This is a genomic window from Candidatus Nitrospira bockiana (assembly GCF_965152565.1).
The window spans coordinates 2,469,887-2,489,549 of sequence record NZ_OZ224215.1 but is presented as its reverse complement, the minus strand read 5'-3'; the positions used below and the strand labels follow the sequence as shown (position 1 = coordinate 2,489,549).

The window sequence follows — 19,663 nt, the reverse complement described above, 5'->3', positions numbered from 1 at the left end:
GTCATCCATACCACGAGGCGAACATGGGCAAATTCATTTTCGTGACCGGCGGCGTGGTCTCCTCCCTGGGGAAGGGCCTGGCCTCGGCCTCCATCGGCAATCTGCTCGAAAGCCGCGGGCTGAAAATCACCCTCTTGAAGCTCGACCCCTACATCAACGTCGACCCCGGCACGATGAACCCATACCAGCACGGGGAGGTCTTCGTCACCGAAGACGGAGCCGAGACGGACTTGGATCTCGGACACTACGAGCGGTACACCTCCCTCACGCTGACCCGGGCCAACAATTACACGACCGGCAGGATCTACCACGCCGTCATTACCAAGGAGCGGCGAGGCGACTATCTCGGCGGCACCGTCCAGGTCGTGCCGCACATCACCGATGAGATCAAGCGCTCCATCATGGACGTCGCTCAGGGCACGGACGTCGCGATCGTCGAGATCGGGGGGACGGTCGGCGACATCGAGAGCCTGCCGTTTTTGGAAGCGATTCGGCAGATGCCCTACGACGTGGGGCGTGAAAACGTCCTCTATGTCCACCTGACCCTCGTGCCGTACATCGGAGCGGCGGGCGAGCTCAAGACCAAACCGACGCAGCATTCGGTCAACAAGCTCCGTGAGATCGGCATCCAGCCGAACATCCTGCTGTGCCGGACCGATCGCTATCTGCCTCCGGACTTGAAGGAGAAGATCGCCCTGTTCTGTAACGTGGAGAAGGGCGCGGTGATCACCGCGAAGGACGTGGAGACGGTCTACGAGGTGCCGATCGTCTTCCGCAAGGAAGGCCTCGACGAGCTGATCGTCCGCCAACTGCACCTCGAGACCGGCCCGCCCAACCTCCGTGAATGGGATGCAATGGTGCAAAAGATCAAACATCCCAAACATGAAATCACGGTCGCCTTGGTCGGGAAGTACATCGGTCTCAAAGAATCCTATAAGAGCCTGACGGAGGCGTTGATCCACGGAGGAATCGACCACGAGACCCGCGTCTCGATTCATTGGCTGGAATCGGAAGACGTCGAACGCCAGGGAACCGAACGGCTGCTCAGGGAAGCCGACGGGATCCTCATCCCGGGAGGATTCGGCATGCGCGGCATCGAGGGTAAGATCGAGACGATCCGTTATGCCCGTGAGCGCCAAATCCCGTTTCTCGGCCTCTGCCTCGGCATGCAATGCGCGGTGATCGAATATGCCCGCCACGTGGCGGGCCTCGCGAAGGCCAACAGCTCGGAGTTCGACCCTGAGACGTCGCATCCCGTGATCAGCCTCATGGCGGACCAGCGGACCGTCAGCGAGAAGGGCGGCACCATGCGCCTGGGTTCCTATCCCTGTCGGATCCAAGAAGGGACCGTCGCGCACAAGGCCTACGGCGTGACGGAAGTCAAAGAACGGCATCGGCATCGCTATGAGTTCAACAACGCCTATCGCGAGGTCCTCACGCAGCACGGCCTCGTCTTGAGCGGGCAGTCGCCGGATGGGCGACTCGTGGAGATCATCGAGCTTCCCGGTCATCCCTGGTTCGTGGCGACCCAGTTCCATCCGGAGTTCAATTCACGCCCGCACCGCCCGCACCCGCTGTTCAGCGGGTTTGTGGGGGCGGCGTTGCGCCGCAAGTGCGGCCAGTAATCGTGGGACGCTGAAAATGAGCCCCAACGGCGTTCTCGGGTCGCAACCATCCTCAACGTACCCAGAGGGTACGCCTGCGGTGCTTGCTCCCCTGCGGCCTTGTTGGAGCCTCATTTTGAGCGTCCCACATCTACCTTCACCTTAATCTGGTTTGCCGATGTTCCACGAAGTCGAGATCGCAACGTTCGCGGTGGGCGGAGAGCAGCCGCATTTCTTGATCGCCGGCCCCTGCGTCATCGAGAGCGAGCAGTTGGCCCTGGACACAGCGGGACGCATTGCGGAGATCGCCAAGGCCGTGGGCATGCCGTATGTGTTCAAGTCGTCCTACGACAAGGCCAACCGGAGCTCGATTCGGTCGTTTCGCGGACCCGGGCTGCACGAAGGCTTGGCGGTCCTTCGGAAAGTGAAACAACAGATCGGCGTACCGGTCCTGACGGACGTCCACAGTACGGAGGACGCGACCCGGGCGGGCGAGGTGGTCGATATCCTCCAGATCCCCGCGTTTCTTTGCCGGCAGACCGATCTGCTGGTCGCGGCCGCCAAGACCGGCCGGGTCGTCAACGTCAAGAAGGGGCAGTTCCTCTCGCCGTGGGACATGAAGAACGTGGTCGACAAGCTCGAGGAAACCGGCACACGGCGCATCCTGTTGACGGAACGGGGAGCGACGTTCGGCTACAACAACCTCGTCGTGGACATGCGGGCGCTGCCCGTGATGCGCCGCTTCGGCTATCCGGTCGTGTTCGATGCGACGCACAGCGTCCAACTGCCGGGCGGGGCGGGTCACGCCTCTTCGGGGCAGCGTGAGTTCATCACCCCGTTGGCCAGTGCGGCGGCGGCCGCCGGGTGCGACGGCTTCTTCATGGAGGTCCACCCGGATCCCGATCGCGCGCTGTCGGACGGTCCCAATATGGTTCCGCTCCAGCAGCTCAAGCCGCTGCTGGAGCGCCTCATGGCGATTTGCCGGGTCGCCGGAAAAGGAGGGGAGGCCCTTCGATGAGCATCGAGCACGGCAAGCGGGTCCTGGAGATCGAGGCACGGGCCATCACCGACCTCATCGGCCGACTCGACGGCCGTTTCACCGCAGCGGTCGATCTCCTCTATGCCTGCGCGGGAAAGGTCGTCGTGTCGGGAATGGGCAAGTCGGGGCTCATCGGCCAAAAGATTGCCGCGACGCTCGCGAGCACGGGAACCCCGGCGTTTTTTCTCCATCCTGCTGAAGGCATCCACGGCGACCTCGGTATGCTTGCCCGGAACGATGCGCTCATCGCCTTGTCCAACAGCGGCGAGACCGAGGAAATCCTCAAGCTGCTGCCGTTCGTCAAACGGTTGAACATCCCGGTGATCGCGCTGACCGGCCGCCCGCAGTCCACGCTGGCCAAGAACAGCGAGGTCACGCTGGACGTCTCGGTGACCGAAGAAGCGTGTCCGATGGGCCTGGCGCCGACGGCGAGCACGACGGCCGCGCTCGCGATGGGTGATGCGATTGCGATCGCCTTGCTGCAACGGCGGGGCTTCAAGGAGGAGGATTTCGCGCAGTTCCACCCGGGGGGGACCTTGGGGCGCCGGCTCCTGTTAAAGGTCCGCGATCTCATGCACCAGGGCGAGGCGATCCCCCGGGTCTCCCGGCGCGCGTCCGTGCACCAGGCGATTCTCGAGATGACCTCGAAGAAGCTCGGGATGACCACCGTGGTCGGCGACGACGGGCGGCTGACCGGCGTCATCACCGACGGCGACTTGCGTCGCGTGCTCGAACGCGGTATGGATGTGCGGACCATGCGAGCCGAAGACATCGGCAGCCGTTCCCCAAAGAGCATCGGTCCGGATGCATTGGCCGCCCGGGCCGTTCAGACGATGGAGCAGCATTCGATCACCTCGCTCGTCGTCCTGGATGACGATGGCAACTTGGTCGGCGTCATCCACTTGCACGATTTGTTGAAAAGCGGAATCGTCTAATGCCCGATCCGGCATATCGTATGCGCATCACCGAGGCCAAACAGACCCAACCAGTGCTCGCCAAGCTCGACGCCCGGGACATGCCGTTGAACCTGCCGAACCTGCTCACGCTCGGGCGCTTGTTGTTGATCCCGGTCTTCGTGCTCCTCTACTCCCATCCCACGCCCGATCGGGCGCTGGCCGCCGCCGCGGTCTTCTCCGTCGCGGCCTTGACCGATCTGCTCGACGGCTACTTGGCGCGCCGGCGAGGCGAGGTGACCCGGCTGGGGCGGCTGCTCGACCCGATCGCCGACAAGCTCCTGGTCCTCTCCGGCTTGATCCTGCTCGTCGAATTCCAGCGTGTCTCGGCGGTCGTCGCGATCATCATCGTCGCACGGGAAGTTGCGATCACCGGCATCCGCGCGATCGCGGCCGCGGAAGGGCTCGTGCTCGCCGCCGAATCCACGGGGAAGTACAAGATGGTGTTCCAAGTCGTCGCCGTCGTCGCCTTGATTCTCGCCGATGCCTTCGACCAGGCGTGGGAGCTCCAGGTGCTCGGGAACCTCCTGCTCTACATGGCCGTCATGCTCGGGCTCATCTCCGGTTGGCGATACCTTTTGACGTTTTGGCGACAGGTCTCCCTTAGAGGTCTGTAGTTGCCGCTCGCTCCTTCCAGTCGACGGGCATGACCACCGATGCGTGGCTCGCGATTCTGCTCGCAGCCGCCGGATATCTTCTCGGCTCGATCCCCTTCGGCCTCATCGTGTCAAAAGCCCTGGGTGCCGTCGACCCACGAACCGCCGGCAGCCGGAACATCGGCTTTACGAACGTCTTGCGGGTCTCGGGGAAGAAAGCCGGCGTGCTGACCTTGCTTGGGGACCTGGGAAAGGGCTGGCTGGCGGCCTGGCTGGCGCGGCTCTGGCTTGAGCCGACCGCCTGGGTCTTGCTCGTTGCGCTGAGCCCCGTGCTCGGCCACCTCTCTTCCATATTTTTGAAGTTCCGGGGAGGGAAGGGCGTCGCGACCGCGCTGGGCGCCGTGCTCGGCCTCGTCCCGTCGGTCGGCCTTGCTCAACTTGCCGTCTGGCTGGCCACCGCCGCGATCTGGCGCTATTCGTCGGGCGCCGCCATCGCGGCATTCGCACTGTTGCCCATTTTCGCGATCGTGGCCGGCTTCGATGCCCCGTTCGTGGTCTTTACGCTCGTCATCAGCGGTCTGATCCTCGGGCGGCATGCCGAGAACATGCGGCGGCTCATGAATGGGACCGAGCCTAAAATCGGGCAGCGGCGGGAAGCGCCCTCATAGGAGGGCTAAGGAGCGGCTGCCGGGCACGGGGTCGGAGTCGCTTCGTAAAATCGACCGGCGACGCCCCAAAAGGCGAGGGCGACCTTGTCCCGGCACGTGGAATAGAACGACCACAGCCCATACGAGGTCCGAGTCGTGCGAGCATCGAGATCGGTCAGGGCGGCGTACTGGAGCGCTTCACGGGTGACGGCGACCTGCTGGACAGCCTCGGCCTTGATTTGAGCCAAGCGCTCGGTCAAGCTTTGGCCGTCGGCCTGTCGGGCGAGCTTGGAGCCCAGGAGCGGATAGTGCCGCGCCATTGCGGCGGCCTCGAGCCGGCTGCCTTCGTAGTGGACGGCGGCCAAGTGAGCTTCAATGGCCGCCGCTTCGCGCTCAATGCTTCGGCGCTCGATTTCGGCCGTCCGGTGCGTCTCCTGTTCGGCGATCGGTGCGAGAACGTGCTGGCGGTAACTCGAGCGCGAGGGGTTCGACATCCAGAGGGACAACAGAGCAAGCGCGAGAAGCCCTCCGGTCGCCGCCATGAACTTGCTGATGCGCATTCAGTGTCCAAGCCCTTGATGGTCAAAGTATAGACGGTGGAGGGGGCTGGAAGTGGAGCAAAAATCGCCGGGGTCGGCCCCTGGGTTGGGTAGCCGAGGTCGAGCCTGCGACCGCCAAAATTTGACATAATCGATCTTATCTGACGTTTATGCTCCTCATTGATCTTCTCCGGCGCGTCGCCAAAGAAGCACGTTTTACCCTCGAAGGCCTTCGCGAAACCGTCATCGCGGTGGCCGAACGAGTCAATCGCCGGGTTCACGTGCTCCGCCTACACGCCCAGGCGGTCACGGTCCAGCACCACATCCAATCGGTGCATCGCTCCCTCGGGGTGTCCCTATGCGAGCTCGTCGGCGCCACCACACGATTGGAAGACCATTCGGGGTGGATCGACGGCACGTTGGCCTCAAAAGTCAGTCAGGCGGCCGGGAGCGTCCGCTTGCTCGAACGAGAACTCGAGCAGATCGCAACCCGGATCCGAGCCCTCGAAGTTGAAGCATTACATGAAGATTTACAGAAGCTGCAGCAGGACCTCACGGAGCGAGCGGCCACGGTCCGGCGGTGCGCGATCCCGTCAGGGGCGCGGGCGGTCGGCCAGGCGCCTCATACGCTCGGACTGCCCTCCACGACTCGGATCGCGGCGATCCTCCGGGGGCCGGTCCTCCTGCCTGTGTCCCCGGGACCGACTCTTCGCGCAGGGGATGTCGTGATCCTCATCGGCCCCCATACCGAGTTGGTCGAGGCGGAAAGACTCTTGCGGGATGGCCCATGGCCTCCCTCGACAAGCCGAGGCCGGACGGTGTAGTGTTTTGCGGAGGGTTTTTGTGATTCCGACTCGGAGCCGTCTCCTGCCGGCGCTTATCTGGCCGTTGTTGCTCATCCTGTCCGTCTCCCAAGCGGGCGCTGCCGTTGAAGCGGGAGCCCTACGGCTGCTCGAAGACCTGCAGTCGGTCATCACGGATCTGGCCGAGCGGGTCAAGCCGTCTGTCGTGAGCGTGTTGCCGACCCAACCCAATCGATCCGCCAACCCCCGCGAACGCATGCCGAGCACGCCGGGATCGGGCTCCGGTGTGATCGTGGATCAAGAAGGGCACATCATCACCAACAACCATGTGGTCGGCGACGCCACTGAAGTCGAAGTCCGGCTCTCCGACAAGACAAGGTTCACGGCTCAGGTCATCGGCAAGGATCCGGATACCGACCTCGCCCTCCTTAAGATCACCACGGACCGCCCCCTGCCCTTTGCGACGTTCGGAGACTCGGGCACGGTTCGCGTCGGGCAGTGGGTGCTCGCCGTCGGCAACCCGTTCGGGCTGGATCGCACGGTGACGCTCGGCGTGGTGAGCGGCATCGGCCGCGAGAATATGAACCTGTCCAAGTACGAAAATTTCATCCAAACGGACGCGTCGATCAATCCCGGTAATTCGGGCGGCCCCCTGTTCAACATGCGCGGGGACGTCATCGGCATCAACACCGCGATCATCAACTATGCCCAAGGCATCGGCTTCGCCATTCCATCGAACATGGCCAAGCAGGTGATGCATCAGCTGCTGACGCGGGGGAAGGTGGTCCGTGCCTGGCTCGGGGTGGGGATTCAACCCGTGACCGCCGAGTTGGCGACCAAGTTCGGGGTGAATGAAAACGAGGGCGTGCTGGTGAACGAGGTCTTCGAAAACGACCCCGCCTCACGCGCGGGGATCAAGCCCGGGGACATCATCACAAAAGTCGATGGAAAAGTCGTCGACACCCCCAACAGTCTCTCCCGGCTGATCGCCGCCCTCGAGCCGGGGTCCGCGACGAACGTCGAAGTGGTTCGGGACGGCAAACGTCACATCATCTCGGTGGGGCTGAGCGAACGGAAAGAGGCGCCGGTGGTCGCCTCCGTTCCCCCGTCGCGGAGCGAGATCAAGCTGGGGCTGGACGTCCAAGACCTGACGGCCGAGCTCGCCGAAAAATTCAAGCTGAAAGAAACCAAAGGCGTGCTCATCAGCAAGGTCGATCGGGGCAGCATGGCCATGGTGGAAGGCTTGCGCGAGGGCGACCTCATCAAGGAGGTCAACCGAACGGAGGTCGGGTCGGTCGGCGAGTTCTCGGCGGCGGTCGCCAAGGTCAAACGGGGCGAGACGATCCTCCTCCGCGTCCTCCGCGAGAACCGCGCCTTCTACGTCGTGCTCAAGACGACCGAGAAATGATCAGTGCGCAACCGCCTGCTTGGCGGCCTTCTGCTCTTCGATCACCCGCGCCGCCAGGTCCCTCGGGACCTCTTCATAGGACGCAAACTCCATCGAGTAGCTGCCTCGCCCGCCGGTAATCGCGTTCAGCGACGTCGCGTACTTCAGCATCTCGGCCAGCGGCACATGGGCTTTGATGATCTCCGTATTCCCCTTCGCCGAAACCCCCAGAATGCGCCCTCGCCGGGCATTGAGGTCCCCGATCACGGCCCCGATCACCTCGTCGGGAGCCGCGACTTCGACGGTCATCATCGGCTCCAGCAACACGGGGCTCGCGGCCTCCATGGCCTTCTTGAACGCCATAGAGGCGGCGATCTTGAAGGACAGCTCCGAGGAATCAACGGTGTGATACGAGCCGTCGTACACGGTCGCGCGCACGTCGACGACCGGGAAGCCGGCAAGAATCCCCTCCTGCATCGCCTCGATCACGCCTTTCTCGACCGCCGGAATGAAATTTCGGGGAATCACGCCCCCGACGACCTGGTTGACGAACTCGAACCCCTTCCCCCTGGGCAAGGGATCGAGCTGGAGCCAGCAATCGCCGTATTGCCCGTGACCGCCGGTCTGCTTCTTGTATTTCCCCTGCGCCTGCGCCATCTTCCGGATAGTTTCTTTATATGGCACTTTAGGTGTGTGGACGATGACTTCGGCCCCGTACTTGCGGCGAAGCTTTTCAAACGTCACGTCGACGTGCAACTGGCCCATCCCGCTCACGATCATTTCCTTGGTCTCTTGGTTCCGGACGAACTCCAAGGTCGGATCTTCTTCCACGAGCTTGTGAAGGCCCAGGCTGACCTTCTCGATATCGGCTTTCGACTTCGGCTCCAGCGCAAACGACATGACCGGTCTGGGGAGCTGCAAGCCTGCATAGCAAACAGGATGATGCTCGTCGCAGATCGTATCGCCCGTTTGCGTGTCCTTGAGCTTCCCGATCGCCACGATGTCGCCCACCGAGGCGGCAGGCACCTGGACATATTTCTTCCCCACGATCGTAAAGAGATGCCCGCCCTTCTCCTTGACGTGCCGGGTCGCATTATAGAAGGGGCTATCGGCGTCCAATCGGCCCGACAGGACACGGACATAGGACAGCCGCCCGACGAACGGGTCGATGATCGTCTTGAAGACAAACCCGGAAAACGGCTCCCGCTCATCCGCCTGCCGGGCGACCGGCTCTCCGTTCGCGTTGGTCCCGGTGAGGATCTTCAGCGCCGCGTGCTCCTTCGGCGACGGCAGGTAGGAGGCCATCGCCTCCAAGAGCGGGCCGATACCGATGCACTGGATTGCGGAGCCGCAGTAGACCGGCAGGCATTTGCGCGCGCGCACGGCGCTCCTGAGTCCTTCGATCAGCTCCTCCGAGGAAAGGTCCCCTTCCGCCAGGTACCGCTCCAGCAGTCGGTCATCGAACTCCGCCACGCCCTCGGCGAGGCGCTTTCGCGCGTCCGCGACGGCGGCTTCCATTCCTTCGGGCACACTCCCCGGCTGAACCTTCACGTTGTCCTTGGCCGATCGAAACGACGCCCCGTGGATGACGTCGACGACCCCCTCGAGCTCCCGCTCGCTCCCGATGGGGATCGTGACGGGCAGCAGCGTGCGCCCGAACGATTTCTGGCAGTCCTCGAGAACCTGCCAGAAATCCGTGCGCTCCTTGTCCAGCTCATTGATGAACAGCAGCCCCGGAAGGCACAGGTCATCGGCGTCGGAAAGCAACGTCTCGACTTCCGAACGAACGCCTGAAGAGGCCCCGATCACGAGCACGAAGCCGTCCACCGCCCGCAACGCCGCACGCGTCTCGCCGAAAAAGCTCGTCGCACCCGGCGTATCGATCAGGTTGAACACGCCGTCCTTCCACGTGAAGTGCGCCACGGCGGAGCTGATCGACACCTTGCGATGAATTTCTTCCGGCTCGAAGTCCGAGACCGTCGTCCCCTGAGCGACCGATCCCATCGAGGGGATCACGCCCGCGGTATAGAGCAGCGATTCGAGCAGAGAGGTCTTTCCGGCACCGGTCGCGGAGATGAGGGCAACATTGCGAATGGCTTCGACTCGGGGCTCTTTCATGGCATCCCTCCTCGATAAGTTGCCCTATCCTAGGCCGGGGGGGCAGACGTGTCAACGCCGAAGGCAGCGACGGAGGGCCAGTGAAAGCAGGGAGGCAGGGAACCAAGGGATGGCCGGCCTCGCGGGCGCCGTCAGCCCAACCAGCCTTGATCCGCGAAACTCACATAGCGTCCATCCCCGATGATGAGATGGTCGAGGACCCGGATGCCCAAGAGGTTTCCCGCCGCGACGAGCCGAGCGGTCAGCTCGCGGTCTTCCGCGCTCGGCTGCGGATCCCCGCTGGGGTGATTGTGAAGAAAGATCACGGCAGCGGCCGCTTCGCGGATCGCCAGGCTGAAGACCTCGCGGGGATGAACGATGCTCAGCGTGAGGCTGCCCTGCGACACGGTCGCGTCCCGAATGACGGCGTGCTTGGCATCGAGCAGGACGATCTTGAACACCTCGCGCCGCAGATCCCGCAGGAGCGGATAGTAATGGTGAAAGAGATCCTTGCTGGAGCCGATCCGCATCCCGGTCGAGAGCGGCGCCGACAACACCCGCTTTCCCAGCTCGACGGCGGCCTTCAGTTGCGCCGCTTTCGCCGGACCGATCCCGGGGATGCGGCACAGCTCATCGACGCCGCGATTGGCCATCCCTTGCAAGCCACCCAAGGCCTGAAGGAGCTCCGTCGCGACCTGCACCGCCGACGAGTCCCGCCGCCCGACGCGGACCACGATGGCCATCAGTTGCGCATCGGACAAGGCCTCCGGTCCTTCCCGAAGCAATCGCTCCCGCGGGCGCTCCCCTTCCGGCCACTGATGAATCCCGTTGATCCTTCGCTGACGCATCACCTGGTTCTCCCGCCGATGCCCGGAATTGCCATTTCATGACGTTTTTGGCTTCTCATCCGCCTACAGAGCTGCCGTTTTTTGCCTATGCGGGTTCATAAGCAGTTGAAAATACTTATGAGCAATTTTCGGCCCGGGAATTGCTATTTTCGGCATCCACGAGCGCAGTGATCCTTAAACCAGGAGCCAATCATGAAATGCCTCCGCTGCAAGGGGTTGATGACGCTGGAACGCTTCTCCGACTTCTTCTTGGTCTTCTATGCGTGGAAGTGCATCAACTGCGGCGCGATCCTTGATCACACGATTTCGGTCAACCAACAGCGGAGCGTTCAAAAACCGGAAAGCGAACCTGTTCCCATTCATTGATCGTCGATCATCACCGGCACCGCTCTCTGCCCGACCGGGCCGGGCAGAGAGCGAACACGCCGCCGACTGCGTAAAAACGCGTCAGTATACGCAACGCCTCTCTCGTCCGTCAAAGCCATCCTCCTCGCCTTGACCCCTGAAAAAACTGCATGCTAGAGTCCCGCCACGGACGGGGTTCATGCGCGTCATCAGTGGGGCACAGAAAGGACGGCGGCTGCTCATCTCAAAGAGCCGGCGTCTTCGGCCCACCTCGGGGCGCGTGAAGGAAGCGCTCTTTTCGATCCTTGGCGACCGTATTCCCGGCTCCACGTTCTTGGACCTCTATGCCGGCACCGGGGCGGTTGGAATCGAGGCGCTCAGCCGAGGAGCCCGCCGCGCGGCCTTCGTCGAATCGGATGCGCAATCCGTACGACTGCTCCACGCCAACGTCGAGCGATGCGGTCTCTCGGCCCAGAGCGACATTCGGCCGTCATCGGTCGACGCGTTTCTGGCTCATGGCGGGGGCCGCGACGTTTTCGACATCGTCTTCGCGGACCCTCCGTACGGCGATGAGCGTGCCGCGGCGTTGTTGCCATCGCTCAGCCGCAGTGCTATCATCGGCCCCCACACGATTGTGATCCTGGAGCACCCCGCCAAGCAGCAGCCCCCGGCACACGTCGGCCGCCTCGTGCGAACCCGCCAGTACCGGTACGGTGATACCATGCTGTCGCTGTTTCAGGCGACCGATCAGGAGCGGTCATGAAAATCGGGGTCTATCCGGGCACGTTCGACCCGATTACCAACGGCCACACGGACCTCATCCAGCGCAGTCTTCGGGTCTTCGACAAAGTGATCGTCGCAGTGGCCCTGAATCCGAGCAAGCACCCGATCTTCTCGCTCGAAGAACGGGTCGAGCTCGTGAGACTGGCGACGAAGGACCTGCCGAACGTCGAGGTGGAACCCTTCAGCGGTCTGTTGGTGGCCTATGTGAAGCAGCGCGGCGCCCGGGCGGTCATTCGAGGCCTCCGGGCCATTTCCGATTTCGAGTACGAGTTCCAAATGGCGCTCGTGAATCGAAGGCTCGATCCAGGCTTCGAAACGGTGTTCTTCATGCCCAGCGAGGAGTATTCCTACTTGACGTCCAGCATCATCAAGGAAGTGGCGAGCCTGGGCGGCTCGCTCACGGGATTGGTCCACCCCGAGGTCGATCAACGATTGAGGGAGCGGCTGAGGAGGGCGGCGCCATGAGACTCGCGGCCCGGGCCGGACGCATCGTCCCCTCCCCGACGCTCAGCATCACGGCGACGGCGAAAGCCATGATGGCGCAAGGGGTGGACGTCATCGACTTCGCCAGCGGCGAACCGGATTTCGACACGCCGGACGTCGTCAAGGCGGCGGCCGAGGCGGCCATCAGGACCGGCTTCACGAAGTACACGGCGTCGTCCGGCATCGACGAATTGAAGCTCGCCGTCATGAAGAAGTTGGAGTCGGAGCAGGGACTGAGATACGAGAAGTCGCAGATTCTGATCTCTTGCGGCGCCAAGCACACCCTGTACAACATCGCGGAGGCCCTGTTCGAGCAGGGCGACGAGGTCATCATCCCCTCGCCGTTCTGGGTCTCCTATCCGGACCAGATCCTCCTCAACGACGCCACCCCCGTCTTCCTCGAGACGGAAGAGGCCAAGGGGTATGCGGTGACGCGCGAGGCGCTCGAAGCGAAGCTCACGCCTTTGACGAAGGCCATCATCGTCAACAGCCCGTGTAACCCGACCGGGGCCACCTACGACAAGGCCTGCTTGGAACAGATCGCCGAGGTCGCCGACCGCCATGATCTCGTCATCATCTCGGACGAGATCTACGAAAAGATCATCTACGACGGCGTCCCGCACGTCAGCATCGCCTCGCTCGATCCGAGCATCGCCGCTCGCACGGTGATCGTGAACGGGGTGTCGAAGGCCTATGCGATGACCGGGTGGCGGATCGGGTATGCCGCCGGCCCCAAGGACCTGATTGCGGCGATGTCGAATATTCAAAGCCAATCCACCTCGAACCCGACCTCGATTTCCCAAAAGGCCGCGGTCGCGGCTCTGCAGGAAGGCACGCGCTTCACCGAGGCGATGCTCAAGGAGTTCGATCAGCGACGCCGGTTCATCGTCGAGCGCCTCAACGCCATGCCGGGAACGCACTGCCCGATGCCGACCGGGGCCTTTTACGCCTTCCCGAACGTGAGTGGTTGCTTCGGCCGCCGGCATGCGGGCGGGGTCATTCGCTCCTCGGCCGACCTTGCCGGTTATCTGCTGAAGGAGGCGAAGGTCGCCGTCGTCCCCGGTGAGCCGTTTGGCAGCCCTTCCCACATTCGGCTGTCCTACGCCGCGAGCATGGCGGCCATCAGCCGCGGGATGGACCGGATCCATGCCGCCCTGGCGGCCTTGACCGAATAGCGGCCGCAGGGTTGACTTCCGTGATCTCGGTATTATGTACAGGCTTCGAGTGCCGGGGGGAACCCAGCGTTACGAGGGAGGAGACCAACCGTGCCGATTTACGAATACCTCTGCCAGAGCTGCTCACACCGATTTGAGGTCAAGCAAAAGTTCGATGATCCCCCGCTCTCGACCTGCACGCGCTGCGGACAGCCGGTTCAGAAGCTGATTTCCGCGCCCGCCATCATGTTCAAGGGCAGTGGCTGGTACATCACCGATTATTCGGACAAGCTCAAGGCCCCGACCAGTGAGACCCCCTCAGGGAACGGCGCCAAGGACGCGTCGGGGAACGGCGCCAAAGAGCCCAAGACGACGTCGTCCGACGGGACCGCCGCCGCCTCGTCCGCCGCGCCACCTTCGGGCGGGTCGGAGGCGTCCAAGAGCTCGTCGTCCACCCCCTCGCCTGCGGCGTCGTCCTAGCAGGACTCCTAGTCCCGCTTCTTCGAGGTCGCCGGCTTCTTCTTCGTGTCCGGCTTCTTGCTCACCGCCTTGGCCGGTTTTGCAACGGCTTTCGCAGGCTTCGCCGCCGGCTTCACGACCGCCTTGGCTTTGGCCAGATGCGTGACCTTCTCCTTCTCCGCCACCAACGCTTGCTCGAGCCCCGACACCTTGGCCATCAACTCGCGGTTCGTGCGACTCAAGTCATCCACGCGGGCTTGGAGCTCGTCCTTGATCTTGTTGGCTTCGTTCAGTTGACCAAGGAGCTTCGCCCGCTCGGCAGCCGTGGCCTGCGCTTCGGCCTGCAGTTGCTCGATCTGCGCCTGGAGCGCCGGCGGCCAATAGTCGCATCCGGTCGTGAAGATGGCACAGACTCCCAGCACTCCAAGACCCCACACGAGGCGCGTCCAGTTCATACTTTCCTCCCAGTAAAGGTTCCTACGGTTCCTCAACAACTATAGCCGATGCCGCCAATGCCGTGACGATGTCCGCCCGCTTGACCGGCCCTTCGCGGACAATTTTGACCGGCCGGCGGGTGTCGACGACCGTCGACGGGATCGGAGCGCCGCCCGGGGCGGCCTCGAGGATCAGATCTACCTCAGCGCCCAAGGCCGCGTGCACCTCGGCGGCCGTTCTGGCCGGTGTCTCACCCGAACGGTTCGCACTCGTGCCGGTCAAGGGACCGACCCGTTCCAACAGCGCCGCCACGTCCGGCCGGTCCACCAGGCGTACCCCCACCGTTCCGGTGCCGGCGGACAGCGCCGAAGGCAATCCGGCCGCGGCCGGCATGATCAGCGTCAACGGCCCCGGCCAAAATCGGTCCATGAGGACGCGCGCCGCCTCTGGCACCTCGGCGACGAGCTCTGCGAGCTGTTCTCGACGGCTGATGAGGATGAGGATGGGCTTCCCGCCCGGCCGCCCCTTGATCGCCGCGACCCGATCGACGGCTCGAGCGTCGAATGGAGAGGCGGCCAACGCGTAGAAGCTTTCGGTGGGAACGGCCAGGACTCCTCCCCGCCGAAGGACGTGCTCGGCTTCCCGAGCTGCAGGGGCGCCGGGACCGGCTTCAAGGGGCAGGATCAGGGCCATGTTCCGGGTGCACCGCGCACGATCACCGCAGGGATGTCAGGGCCCGGTGAGCGATGTCCGTTCGGTAGTGGCGCCCTTCGTACGTGATGGCGCCGACGGCTCGATACGCCGCACCGCAGGCAGCCGGCAGATCGACGCCGATCCCGGTCACCCCGACGACGCGGCCGCCCGCCGTACAGACCTCCCCGTTTTTCCGCGCCGTGCCGGCATGAAACACGACGACGTCCTCGCTCGCGACATCGAGGCCCCGAATGACGTGGCCGGTCGTGTAGCGCCCCGGATATCCAGCGGAGGTGAGCACGACGCACACCGCACTGTTGGTCTGCCACGCCACGTGAAGCTGATCGAGCCGGTGTTCGACCACGGCTTCGATCACGTCGACGAGATCGGTGTCCAGCAGCGGCAACACCACCTGCGTCTCCGGATCGCCGAGACGAGCGTTGAACTCCAACACGTAGGGCTGGCCGCCGACGATCATCAAGCCGGCATAGAGCACGCCCTGAAACGGGGATCCCAGGCGAGCGAGGGCCTCGATCGCGGGGTAGAAGACCTCCTTCACCACCGTCTCGACCAGGGCCGGCGTCACGATCGGGGCCGGGGCATACGCCCCCATGCCGCCGGTGTTCGCGCCCTGATCGCCGTCGTTCACCCGCTTGTGGTCCTGGGCGCCGATCATCGGGACGACGGTCTTGCCGTCGGTGAATGCCATGAGGGTGGCCTCTTCGCCCTGGAGAAACTCCTCGATGACCACCCGCCGTCCGGCGTCGCCGAACGCCCCGGCGAACATCCCCTGCACGGCCTCGACGGCCTGCTCGCGCGTCGTCGCGACGATCACGCCCTTCCCCTGGGCCAGCCCGTCGGCCTTGATCACGATCGGAACCGGCTGGGAGGCCAGATACGCCACCGCCTCGGCGGCGTCCTCGAATGTTTTGGCGGCGGCCGTGGGAATCCGATGGCGAACCATCAACTCCTTGGCGAACGCTTTGCTCGATTCGATCTGCGCGGCGGCGCGGGTGGGCCCAAAAATCCGCAGCTTGGCCTTCCGAAACTCATCGGCGATCCCGAGCGCCAGCGGCGCTTCCGGTCCGACGACGGTGAGATCGATGCGTTCCGAGACGGCGAAGCGCTTGAGACCGACGAGGTCGTCCGCGGCGATGGGGATACAGCGGGCCAGACGCTCGATGCCGGCGTTCCCCGGTGCGCAGAAGAGCCTGGGAGCGCGACGACTCTGCGCGAGCTTCCAAACCAAGGCGTGTTCCCGGCCGCCGCTGCCGATGACGAGAATGTTCACGGCCGAACCCTGCGAGGCTGAAGACGTCGTGGATGGGTCGGTGGATGCAGGAGCAGCAGGCGTCTCATCAGGCGGCTGAACGCCCGGTGGACATGGAAGCGGTCGACGTCATCCGTCTCGGCAGGCCGTCTCTGCCCGGCCGGGTGGAACGGTTCCCCATGGGTTAGTGGCGGAAATGGCGCATGCCGGTCAGAATCATGGCCATGTGATGCTCATCCGCCGCCTTGATCACTTCCTGATCCCGAATGGAGCCGCCCGGCTGGATCACCGCCGTGATTCCGGCTTGCGCCGCGGCGTCCAGGCCGTCACGAAACGGGAAGAAGGCATCAGACGCCATCACGCAGCCTTTGACCGGCAGGACCGCCTTCATGCCGGCGAGCTTCACCGAGTCCACCCGGCTCATTTGTCCGGCCCCGATCCCGACCGTTTGACCGGGGCGGGCATAGACGATCGCGTTCGACTTGACGTGCTTGCACACCTTCCACGCGAACGCGCACGCCGCGTACTCCTCGTCCGTCGGCTTCCGCTGCGTCGGCACGGTCAGCGCCTTGAGATCCGTCAATTCACCGAGATCCCGATCCTGCACGATCAAGCCGCCCACCAATTTCTTCAGATCCAGCCCTTCGCGTTCCGTCGTCGTGAGCGGGCCCACGTCCAACAGCCGCAGATCCTTCTTGCGCTTCAGCTCGGCCAGCGCATCGGACGCATAGCCGGGGGCGATCACCACCTCGACGAACGTCGACGTGATTTCCTTCGCGGCCGCGAGATCGACGACGCGATTGAAGGCGATGACCCCGCCGAACGCCGACACCGGGTCCGTCTCCCGCGCCTTCACATAAGCCTCGACCGGGGTCGTGCCCAACGCCACGCCACATGGATTGTTGTGTTTGATGATGACGACGGCGGTGTCGGTGAACTCCTTGACCAGCTCGAGCGCGGCGTTCGCGTCGAGGTAGTTGTTGTAGGACATCGCCTTGCCGTGGAGCACGGTCGCCCGGGACACGGACGGTTCGCGCGTTTGGAGCTCCCGGTAAAAGGCCCCCTGCTGGTGCGGGTTTTCGCCGTACCGCAACGTCTCGACCCGTTCGAACTGGAGCGACAGTACCGCCGGGAATTTCGCCTCCCCGCCCACCTGCTTTTCAAGATAGCCGGCGATGAGGCTGTCGTACCGGGCGGTGTGCTGAAAGACCTTCAGCGCCAGCTCCCGCCGGAGGGCCAGCGGCACCTCGCCCGCCCCCTGGAGCGCCTCCAGCACACGGCCATAGTCCTTCGGATCGACGACGACGAGGACGTCCTCATGATTTTTGGCCGCCGAGCGCAGCATCGACGGCCCGCCGATGTCGATCTGTTCGATCGCCTCGTCGAACGAGCAGTTCGGTTTGGAAATGGTCGCTTCGAACGGGTACAGGTTGACGACCACGACATCGATCGGCCCGATGCCGTGCGCCTGCATCTCGGAGACGTGCTTGGGCAATCGCCGGCGTCCCAGGAGCCCGCCGTGGATCTTGGGATGCAGGGTCTTGACGCGGCCCTCCAGGATCTCCGGCGACCCCGTATAGGCCGCCACGTCCGTGACCGCGATCCCCGCCTCGCGAAGCGTCTTGGCGGTCCCGCCGGTCGAGAGGATTTCCGCTCCGAGGGCAGCCAAGCCCTTCGCCATCTCCACGATTCCGTTCTTGTCCGAGACGCTGATCAAGGCCCGCTTCACGGCCGCCATGTCACCCTCACCCTCATGCAGGTTGCTTCCGTTCCGACGGCGCGCAGAATAGCAGATGAATGTAGGCAGTGCAAGAATCGCGGGGATGCTGCGTGTGAGTGAACCTATCCCAGGCGGGCTGGGTGCGAGGCCGGCCGGACCGTGTCCGTCGGCATCGCGGAGCGGCAGGCTTCCAACCACGATGGTACGCGATCGGCCAGCCCGCACGCCGCGAGATACTGCTGATCGATGGACGCAAGGGCCTGCGCGGTACCGGCGCTATCCTGATCCGCGGCGCCGGCCACGTGCACGGCCGTGGTGACGGTGAAGCACTCGGAGCCGGTCTGCCGAGGGTCGTGATGGAATGCGGCGGCGTCACTCACGAGCGGGCTCAGGCCCCACAGGCTCAGCAGATAGCCGCCGAGATCCGCGTGCGTCGCACCGAACACGGCCCGCTCGGCCTCAAGCCTCGATCCCCCTTCCGCCTCCACCCGAAGCACGTCGCCATACCGGTCGGGGAAATTCGTGACGAGCAGGAGCCGGCCGACATCATGGAGCAGGCCGCCCATGAACGCGCCTTCGACGGCCAGAATCGGAGCCCGCTCCAGCCGCGCGATCGCACGGGCGGCCACCGCGGTCGCCAGCCCATGGTGCCACAGCTGGTCCAACGACAGCGGCAACGGGGACGTCACCTCGCATTGCTCGAAGAGCTTCAGGCCCAACACGAGCGCCTTCACGCGGTCCAGCCCGAGCAGCGCGACCGCGTGGCCAGGGCTCGCAATCGTGCGGCGCAGGCCGAAGAAGGCCGAATTGACGACCTGGAGGAGCTTGGACAGCATCGCGATGTCGCGACTGATGATGCGGGCGGCGGTCTCCAACGAGGCATGGGGCGATTCCATGGCCCCGATCAATTCCTGATAGAGCCCGGGCAGGCTGGGGAGCGTCCGCAGGCCGGCGACGAGCGTCAAGACGGCAGGGTCCTGGAGAGGCGGACGACGCGCCGCCGTGCCGGAAACGAGCTCTTTCAAGACCTCCAGCGAGAACGGTTTTGGCAGGTAGCGGTGGGCCACCTGCATCACGCGCAGGACGGTGTCCGGATGGGCACAGCCCGAACAGGCGACACGCACGACGCCCGGATACCGCTCCTTCACCTCGGTCAGCAACTGCACCCCGCCCATCCCGACCAAATGAATATCGGCCAAGACGAGGTCGAACGGGGTCGCCTGAAGCGCCGCCAACGCCTCTTGAGCGCCGTGCACCCCCACGGCGGCCCACTCCTCGGCCAGGCCTTCTTCCACCATCCGGCACATGACCGCGAGCGCGCCGGGGTCATCGTCGACGAGCAGGAGCCGTTTCGTCCGGAGCCCTCCCGACATCAGATCCTCCCCGCTCTGTATCGGCATCGAAGGCGACTGGCTTGAACTCCAGGTCGTTATGCGGCGGGCACCAGCCGCCGACGCCAGACCGCACACCGGCGCCGCACACAACGCGGCGCGATCGACTCCCGTCTGCCCGCCGGAGAGAATCGTGGTGAGCGTCGCCATGCGAGTTTGCAAATTGGATCGATCGCACGGGATGTGGGGATAACCAAACGCTCGTTCCCCGTCCCTGCCGAAACGCTTTCCTACTATCAGCGCTTCAATGTTCTGCTTCGTGTGTAGAAGGCGGGCGGCTTCCGCAACATGAGGCGGCGGCTTCGGAGCATCGACGTTATAGTAGAACCTATCTCAAAATCGTTTACGTCCTGAGAGAGCAGCCGGGACGGGGGCAGCGGTTCCGCTTGAAGACAGAGCGCGGTGGACCGCTCGGAC

21 protein-coding genes are annotated in these 19,663 nt (G+C 64.1%); 13 read left to right on the top strand and 8 right to left on the bottom strand.

All coding sequences use genetic code 11. The features are described 5' to 3' along the window. Positions 1-23: 23 nt before the first annotated feature. The 5 genes from ACWHYV_RS12285 to plsY all read left to right on the top strand — a co-directional run bounded on the left by ACWHYV_RS12285 (position 24) and on the right by plsY (position 4,860). Positions 24-1,625, top strand: coding sequence for a CTP synthase (locus tag ACWHYV_RS12285; protein WP_447976784.1), 1,602 nt, complete (start codon positions 24-26; stop codon positions 1,623-1,625). Positions 1,626-1,782: 157 nt separating this feature from the next. Beyond that, complete coding sequence (gene kdsA / locus ACWHYV_RS12280) at positions 1,783-2,622, top strand: 3-deoxy-8-phosphooctulonate synthase (protein WP_447976783.1); 840 nt, start codon at positions 1,783-1,785, stop codon at positions 2,620-2,622. Next, complete coding sequence (locus ACWHYV_RS12275; RefSeq protein ID WP_447976782.1) at positions 2,619-3,578, top strand: KpsF/GutQ family sugar-phosphate isomerase; 960 nt, start codon at positions 2,619-2,621, stop codon at positions 3,576-3,578. The genes kdsA and ACWHYV_RS12275 overlap by 4 nt, the downstream gene beginning before the upstream one ends. Continuing rightward, positions 3,578-4,213 (top strand): CDP-diacylglycerol--glycerol-3-phosphate 3-phosphatidyltransferase, encoded by a 636-nt coding sequence (gene pgsA / locus ACWHYV_RS12270; RefSeq protein ID WP_447976781.1) that lies wholly within the window; start codon positions 3,578-3,580, stop codon positions 4,211-4,213. The genes ACWHYV_RS12275 and pgsA overlap by 1 nt, the downstream gene beginning before the upstream one ends. 29 nt (positions 4,214-4,242) lie before the next feature. Further along, complete coding sequence (gene plsY / locus ACWHYV_RS12265; RefSeq protein ID WP_447976780.1) at positions 4,243-4,860, top strand: glycerol-3-phosphate 1-O-acyltransferase PlsY; 618 nt, start codon at positions 4,243-4,245, stop codon at positions 4,858-4,860. 5 nt (positions 4,861-4,865) lie between these two features. Here plsY and ACWHYV_RS12260 read toward each other — a convergent pair whose 3' ends face one another. Beyond that, entirely contained in the window at positions 4,866-5,399 is a 534-nt protein-coding gene (locus ACWHYV_RS12260; RefSeq protein ID WP_447976779.1) for a hypothetical protein, read from the bottom strand. A gap of 149 nt (positions 5,400-5,548) precedes the next feature. Between ACWHYV_RS12260 and ACWHYV_RS12255 the strand changes: the two genes are divergently transcribed. Together ACWHYV_RS12255 and ACWHYV_RS12250 are read left to right on the top strand one after the other, a co-directional pair. Then, positions 5,549-6,202: a hypothetical protein gene (locus ACWHYV_RS12255; protein WP_447976778.1), complete on the top strand. Its 654-nt coding sequence runs from the start codon at positions 5,549-5,551 to the stop codon at positions 6,200-6,202. A gap of 19 nt (positions 6,203-6,221) precedes the next feature. Next, positions 6,222-7,589 carry a Do family serine endopeptidase gene (locus ACWHYV_RS12250; RefSeq protein WP_447976777.1) on the top strand — a complete coding sequence of 456 codons (1,368 nt, stop codon included), beginning with the start codon at positions 6,222-6,224 and terminating at the stop codon, positions 7,587-7,589. Here the strand turns inward: ACWHYV_RS12250 and fusA are convergent, their stop codons facing one another. Further along, positions 7,590-9,686: an elongation factor G gene (gene fusA / locus ACWHYV_RS12245; RefSeq protein WP_447976776.1), complete on the bottom strand. Its 2,097-nt coding sequence runs from the start codon at positions 9,684-9,686 to the stop codon at positions 7,590-7,592. It abuts the gene before it with no gap. Positions 9,687-9,817: 131 nt separating this feature from the next. Next, complete coding sequence (radC, locus tag ACWHYV_RS12240; protein WP_447976775.1) at positions 9,818-10,513, bottom strand: RadC family protein; 696 nt, start codon at positions 10,511-10,513, stop codon at positions 9,818-9,820. Positions 10,514-10,705: 192 nt separating this feature from the next. Between radC and ACWHYV_RS12235 the strand changes: the two genes are divergently transcribed. The 5 genes from ACWHYV_RS12235 (at position 10,706) to ACWHYV_RS12215 (ending at position 13,758) form a co-directional block, all read left to right on the top strand. Then, the gene (locus tag ACWHYV_RS12235) at positions 10,706-10,879 is read left to right on the top strand and encodes a hypothetical protein (protein ID WP_447976774.1); all 174 of its coding nucleotides are present in this window, start codon (positions 10,706-10,708) and stop codon (positions 10,877-10,879) included. A 178-nt stretch (positions 10,880-11,057) separates the two neighbouring features. After that, positions 11,058-11,621 carry a 16S rRNA (guanine(966)-N(2))-methyltransferase RsmD gene (rsmD, locus tag ACWHYV_RS12230; protein ID WP_447976773.1) on the top strand — a complete coding sequence of 188 codons (564 nt, stop codon included), beginning with the start codon at positions 11,058-11,060 and terminating at the stop codon, positions 11,619-11,621. Continuing rightward, positions 11,618-12,106 carry a pantetheine-phosphate adenylyltransferase gene (gene coaD, locus ACWHYV_RS12225; protein ID WP_447976772.1) on the top strand — a complete coding sequence of 163 codons (489 nt, stop codon included), beginning with the start codon at positions 11,618-11,620 and terminating at the stop codon, positions 12,104-12,106. The genes rsmD and coaD overlap by 4 nt, the downstream gene beginning before the upstream one ends. Then, positions 12,103-13,299, top strand: coding sequence for a pyridoxal phosphate-dependent aminotransferase (locus ACWHYV_RS12220; protein ID WP_447976771.1), 1,197 nt, complete (start codon positions 12,103-12,105; stop codon positions 13,297-13,299). Before coaD ends, ACWHYV_RS12220 begins: the two co-directional genes overlap by 4 nt. Before the next feature lie 90 nt (positions 13,300-13,389). Next, complete coding sequence (locus tag ACWHYV_RS12215; protein ID WP_447976770.1) at positions 13,390-13,758, top strand: FmdB family zinc ribbon protein; 369 nt, start codon at positions 13,390-13,392, stop codon at positions 13,756-13,758. Positions 13,759-13,766: 8 nt separating this feature from the next. On the opposite strand, the gene ACWHYV_RS12210 is transcribed toward ACWHYV_RS12215, so the two are convergent. Genes ACWHYV_RS12210 through purD form a run of 3 tightly spaced genes read right to left on the bottom strand, consistent with a single transcriptional unit; the run spans position 13,767 to position 16,156 of the window. Continuing rightward, a complete protein-coding gene (locus ACWHYV_RS12210) occupies positions 13,767-14,192 on the bottom strand; it encodes a hypothetical protein (RefSeq protein WP_447976769.1) in 426 nt (141 codons plus the stop codon). A gap of 22 nt (positions 14,193-14,214) precedes the next feature. Further along, positions 14,215-14,865 (bottom strand): L-threonylcarbamoyladenylate synthase, encoded by a 651-nt coding sequence (locus ACWHYV_RS12205; RefSeq protein WP_447976768.1) that lies wholly within the window; start codon positions 14,863-14,865, stop codon positions 14,215-14,217. A 22-nt stretch (positions 14,866-14,887) separates the two neighbouring features. After that, on the bottom strand, positions 14,888-16,156 hold the full coding sequence (gene purD / locus ACWHYV_RS12200) for a phosphoribosylamine--glycine ligase (RefSeq protein ID WP_447976767.1): 1,269 nt from the start codon (positions 16,154-16,156) through the stop codon (positions 14,888-14,890). A 32-nt stretch (positions 16,157-16,188) separates the two neighbouring features. Here purD and ACWHYV_RS12195 point away from each other — a divergent pair, with 32 nt between their 5' ends. Next, the gene (locus ACWHYV_RS12195; RefSeq protein WP_447976766.1) at positions 16,189-16,323 is read left to right on the top strand and encodes a hypothetical protein; all 135 of its coding nucleotides are present in this window, start codon (positions 16,189-16,191) and stop codon (positions 16,321-16,323) included. Here the strand turns inward: ACWHYV_RS12195 and purH are convergent. After that, a complete protein-coding gene (gene purH / locus ACWHYV_RS12190) occupies positions 16,320-17,873 on the bottom strand; it encodes a bifunctional phosphoribosylaminoimidazolecarboxamide formyltransferase/IMP cyclohydrolase (protein ID WP_447976765.1) in 1,554 nt (517 codons plus the stop codon). The two genes, ACWHYV_RS12195 and purH, sit on opposite strands and share 4 nt — an antisense overlap. A 104-nt stretch (positions 17,874-17,977) precedes the next feature. Then, positions 17,978-19,228 (bottom strand): HDOD domain-containing protein, encoded by a 1,251-nt coding sequence (locus ACWHYV_RS12185; RefSeq protein WP_447976764.1) that lies wholly within the window; start codon positions 19,226-19,228, stop codon positions 17,978-17,980. Positions 19,229-19,663: the final 435 nt, after the last annotated feature.

Bases quoted from the DNA above. Each gene is read 5' to 3' on its own strand.
- ACWHYV_RS12285 (WP_447976784.1), top strand. From the start codon at position 24: ATGGGCAAATTCATTTTCGTGACCGGCGGCGTGGTCTCCTCCCTGGGG.
- kdsA (WP_447976783.1), top strand. From the start codon at position 1,783: ATGTTCCACGAAGTCGAGATCGCAACGTTCGCGGTGGGCGGAGAGCAG.
- ACWHYV_RS12275 (WP_447976782.1), top strand. From the start codon at position 2,619: ATGAGCATCGAGCACGGCAAGCGGGTCCTGGAGATCGAGGCACGGGCC.
- pgsA (WP_447976781.1), top strand. From the start codon at position 3,578: ATGCCCGATCCGGCATATCGTATGCGCATCACCGAGGCCAAACAGACC.
- plsY (WP_447976780.1), top strand. From the start codon at position 4,243: ATGACCACCGATGCGTGGCTCGCGATTCTGCTCGCAGCCGCCGGATAT.
- ACWHYV_RS12260 (WP_447976779.1), bottom strand. From the start codon at position 5,399: ATGCGCATCAGCAAGTTCATGGCGGCGACCGGAGGGCTTCTCGCGCTT.
- ACWHYV_RS12255 (WP_447976778.1), top strand. From the start codon at position 5,549: ATGCTCCTCATTGATCTTCTCCGGCGCGTCGCCAAAGAAGCACGTTTT.
- fusA (WP_447976776.1), bottom strand. From the start codon at position 9,686: ATGAAAGAGCCCCGAGTCGAAGCCATTCGCAATGTTGCCCTCATCTCC.
- radC (WP_447976775.1), bottom strand. From the start codon at position 10,513: ATGCGTCAGCGAAGGATCAACGGGATTCATCAGTGGCCGGAAGGGGAG.
- ACWHYV_RS12235 (WP_447976774.1), top strand. From the start codon at position 10,706: ATGAAATGCCTCCGCTGCAAGGGGTTGATGACGCTGGAACGCTTCTCC.
- rsmD (WP_447976773.1), top strand. From the start codon at position 11,058: ATGCGCGTCATCAGTGGGGCACAGAAAGGACGGCGGCTGCTCATCTCA.
- coaD (WP_447976772.1), top strand. From the start codon at position 11,618: ATGAAAATCGGGGTCTATCCGGGCACGTTCGACCCGATTACCAACGGC.
- ACWHYV_RS12220 (WP_447976771.1), top strand. From the start codon at position 12,103: ATGAGACTCGCGGCCCGGGCCGGACGCATCGTCCCCTCCCCGACGCTC.
- ACWHYV_RS12210 (WP_447976769.1), bottom strand. From the start codon at position 14,192: ATGAACTGGACGCGCCTCGTGTGGGGTCTTGGAGTGCTGGGAGTCTGT.
- ACWHYV_RS12205 (WP_447976768.1), bottom strand. From the start codon at position 14,865: ATGGCCCTGATCCTGCCCCTTGAAGCCGGTCCCGGCGCCCCTGCAGCT.
- ACWHYV_RS12195 (WP_447976766.1), top strand. From the start codon at position 16,189: ATGGGTCGGTGGATGCAGGAGCAGCAGGCGTCTCATCAGGCGGCTGAA.
- purH (WP_447976765.1), bottom strand. From the start codon at position 17,873: ATGGCGGCCGTGAAGCGGGCCTTGATCAGCGTCTCGGACAAGAACGGA.
- ACWHYV_RS12185 (WP_447976764.1), bottom strand. From the start codon at position 19,228: ATGTCGGGAGGGCTCCGGACGAAACGGCTCCTGCTCGTCGACGATGAC.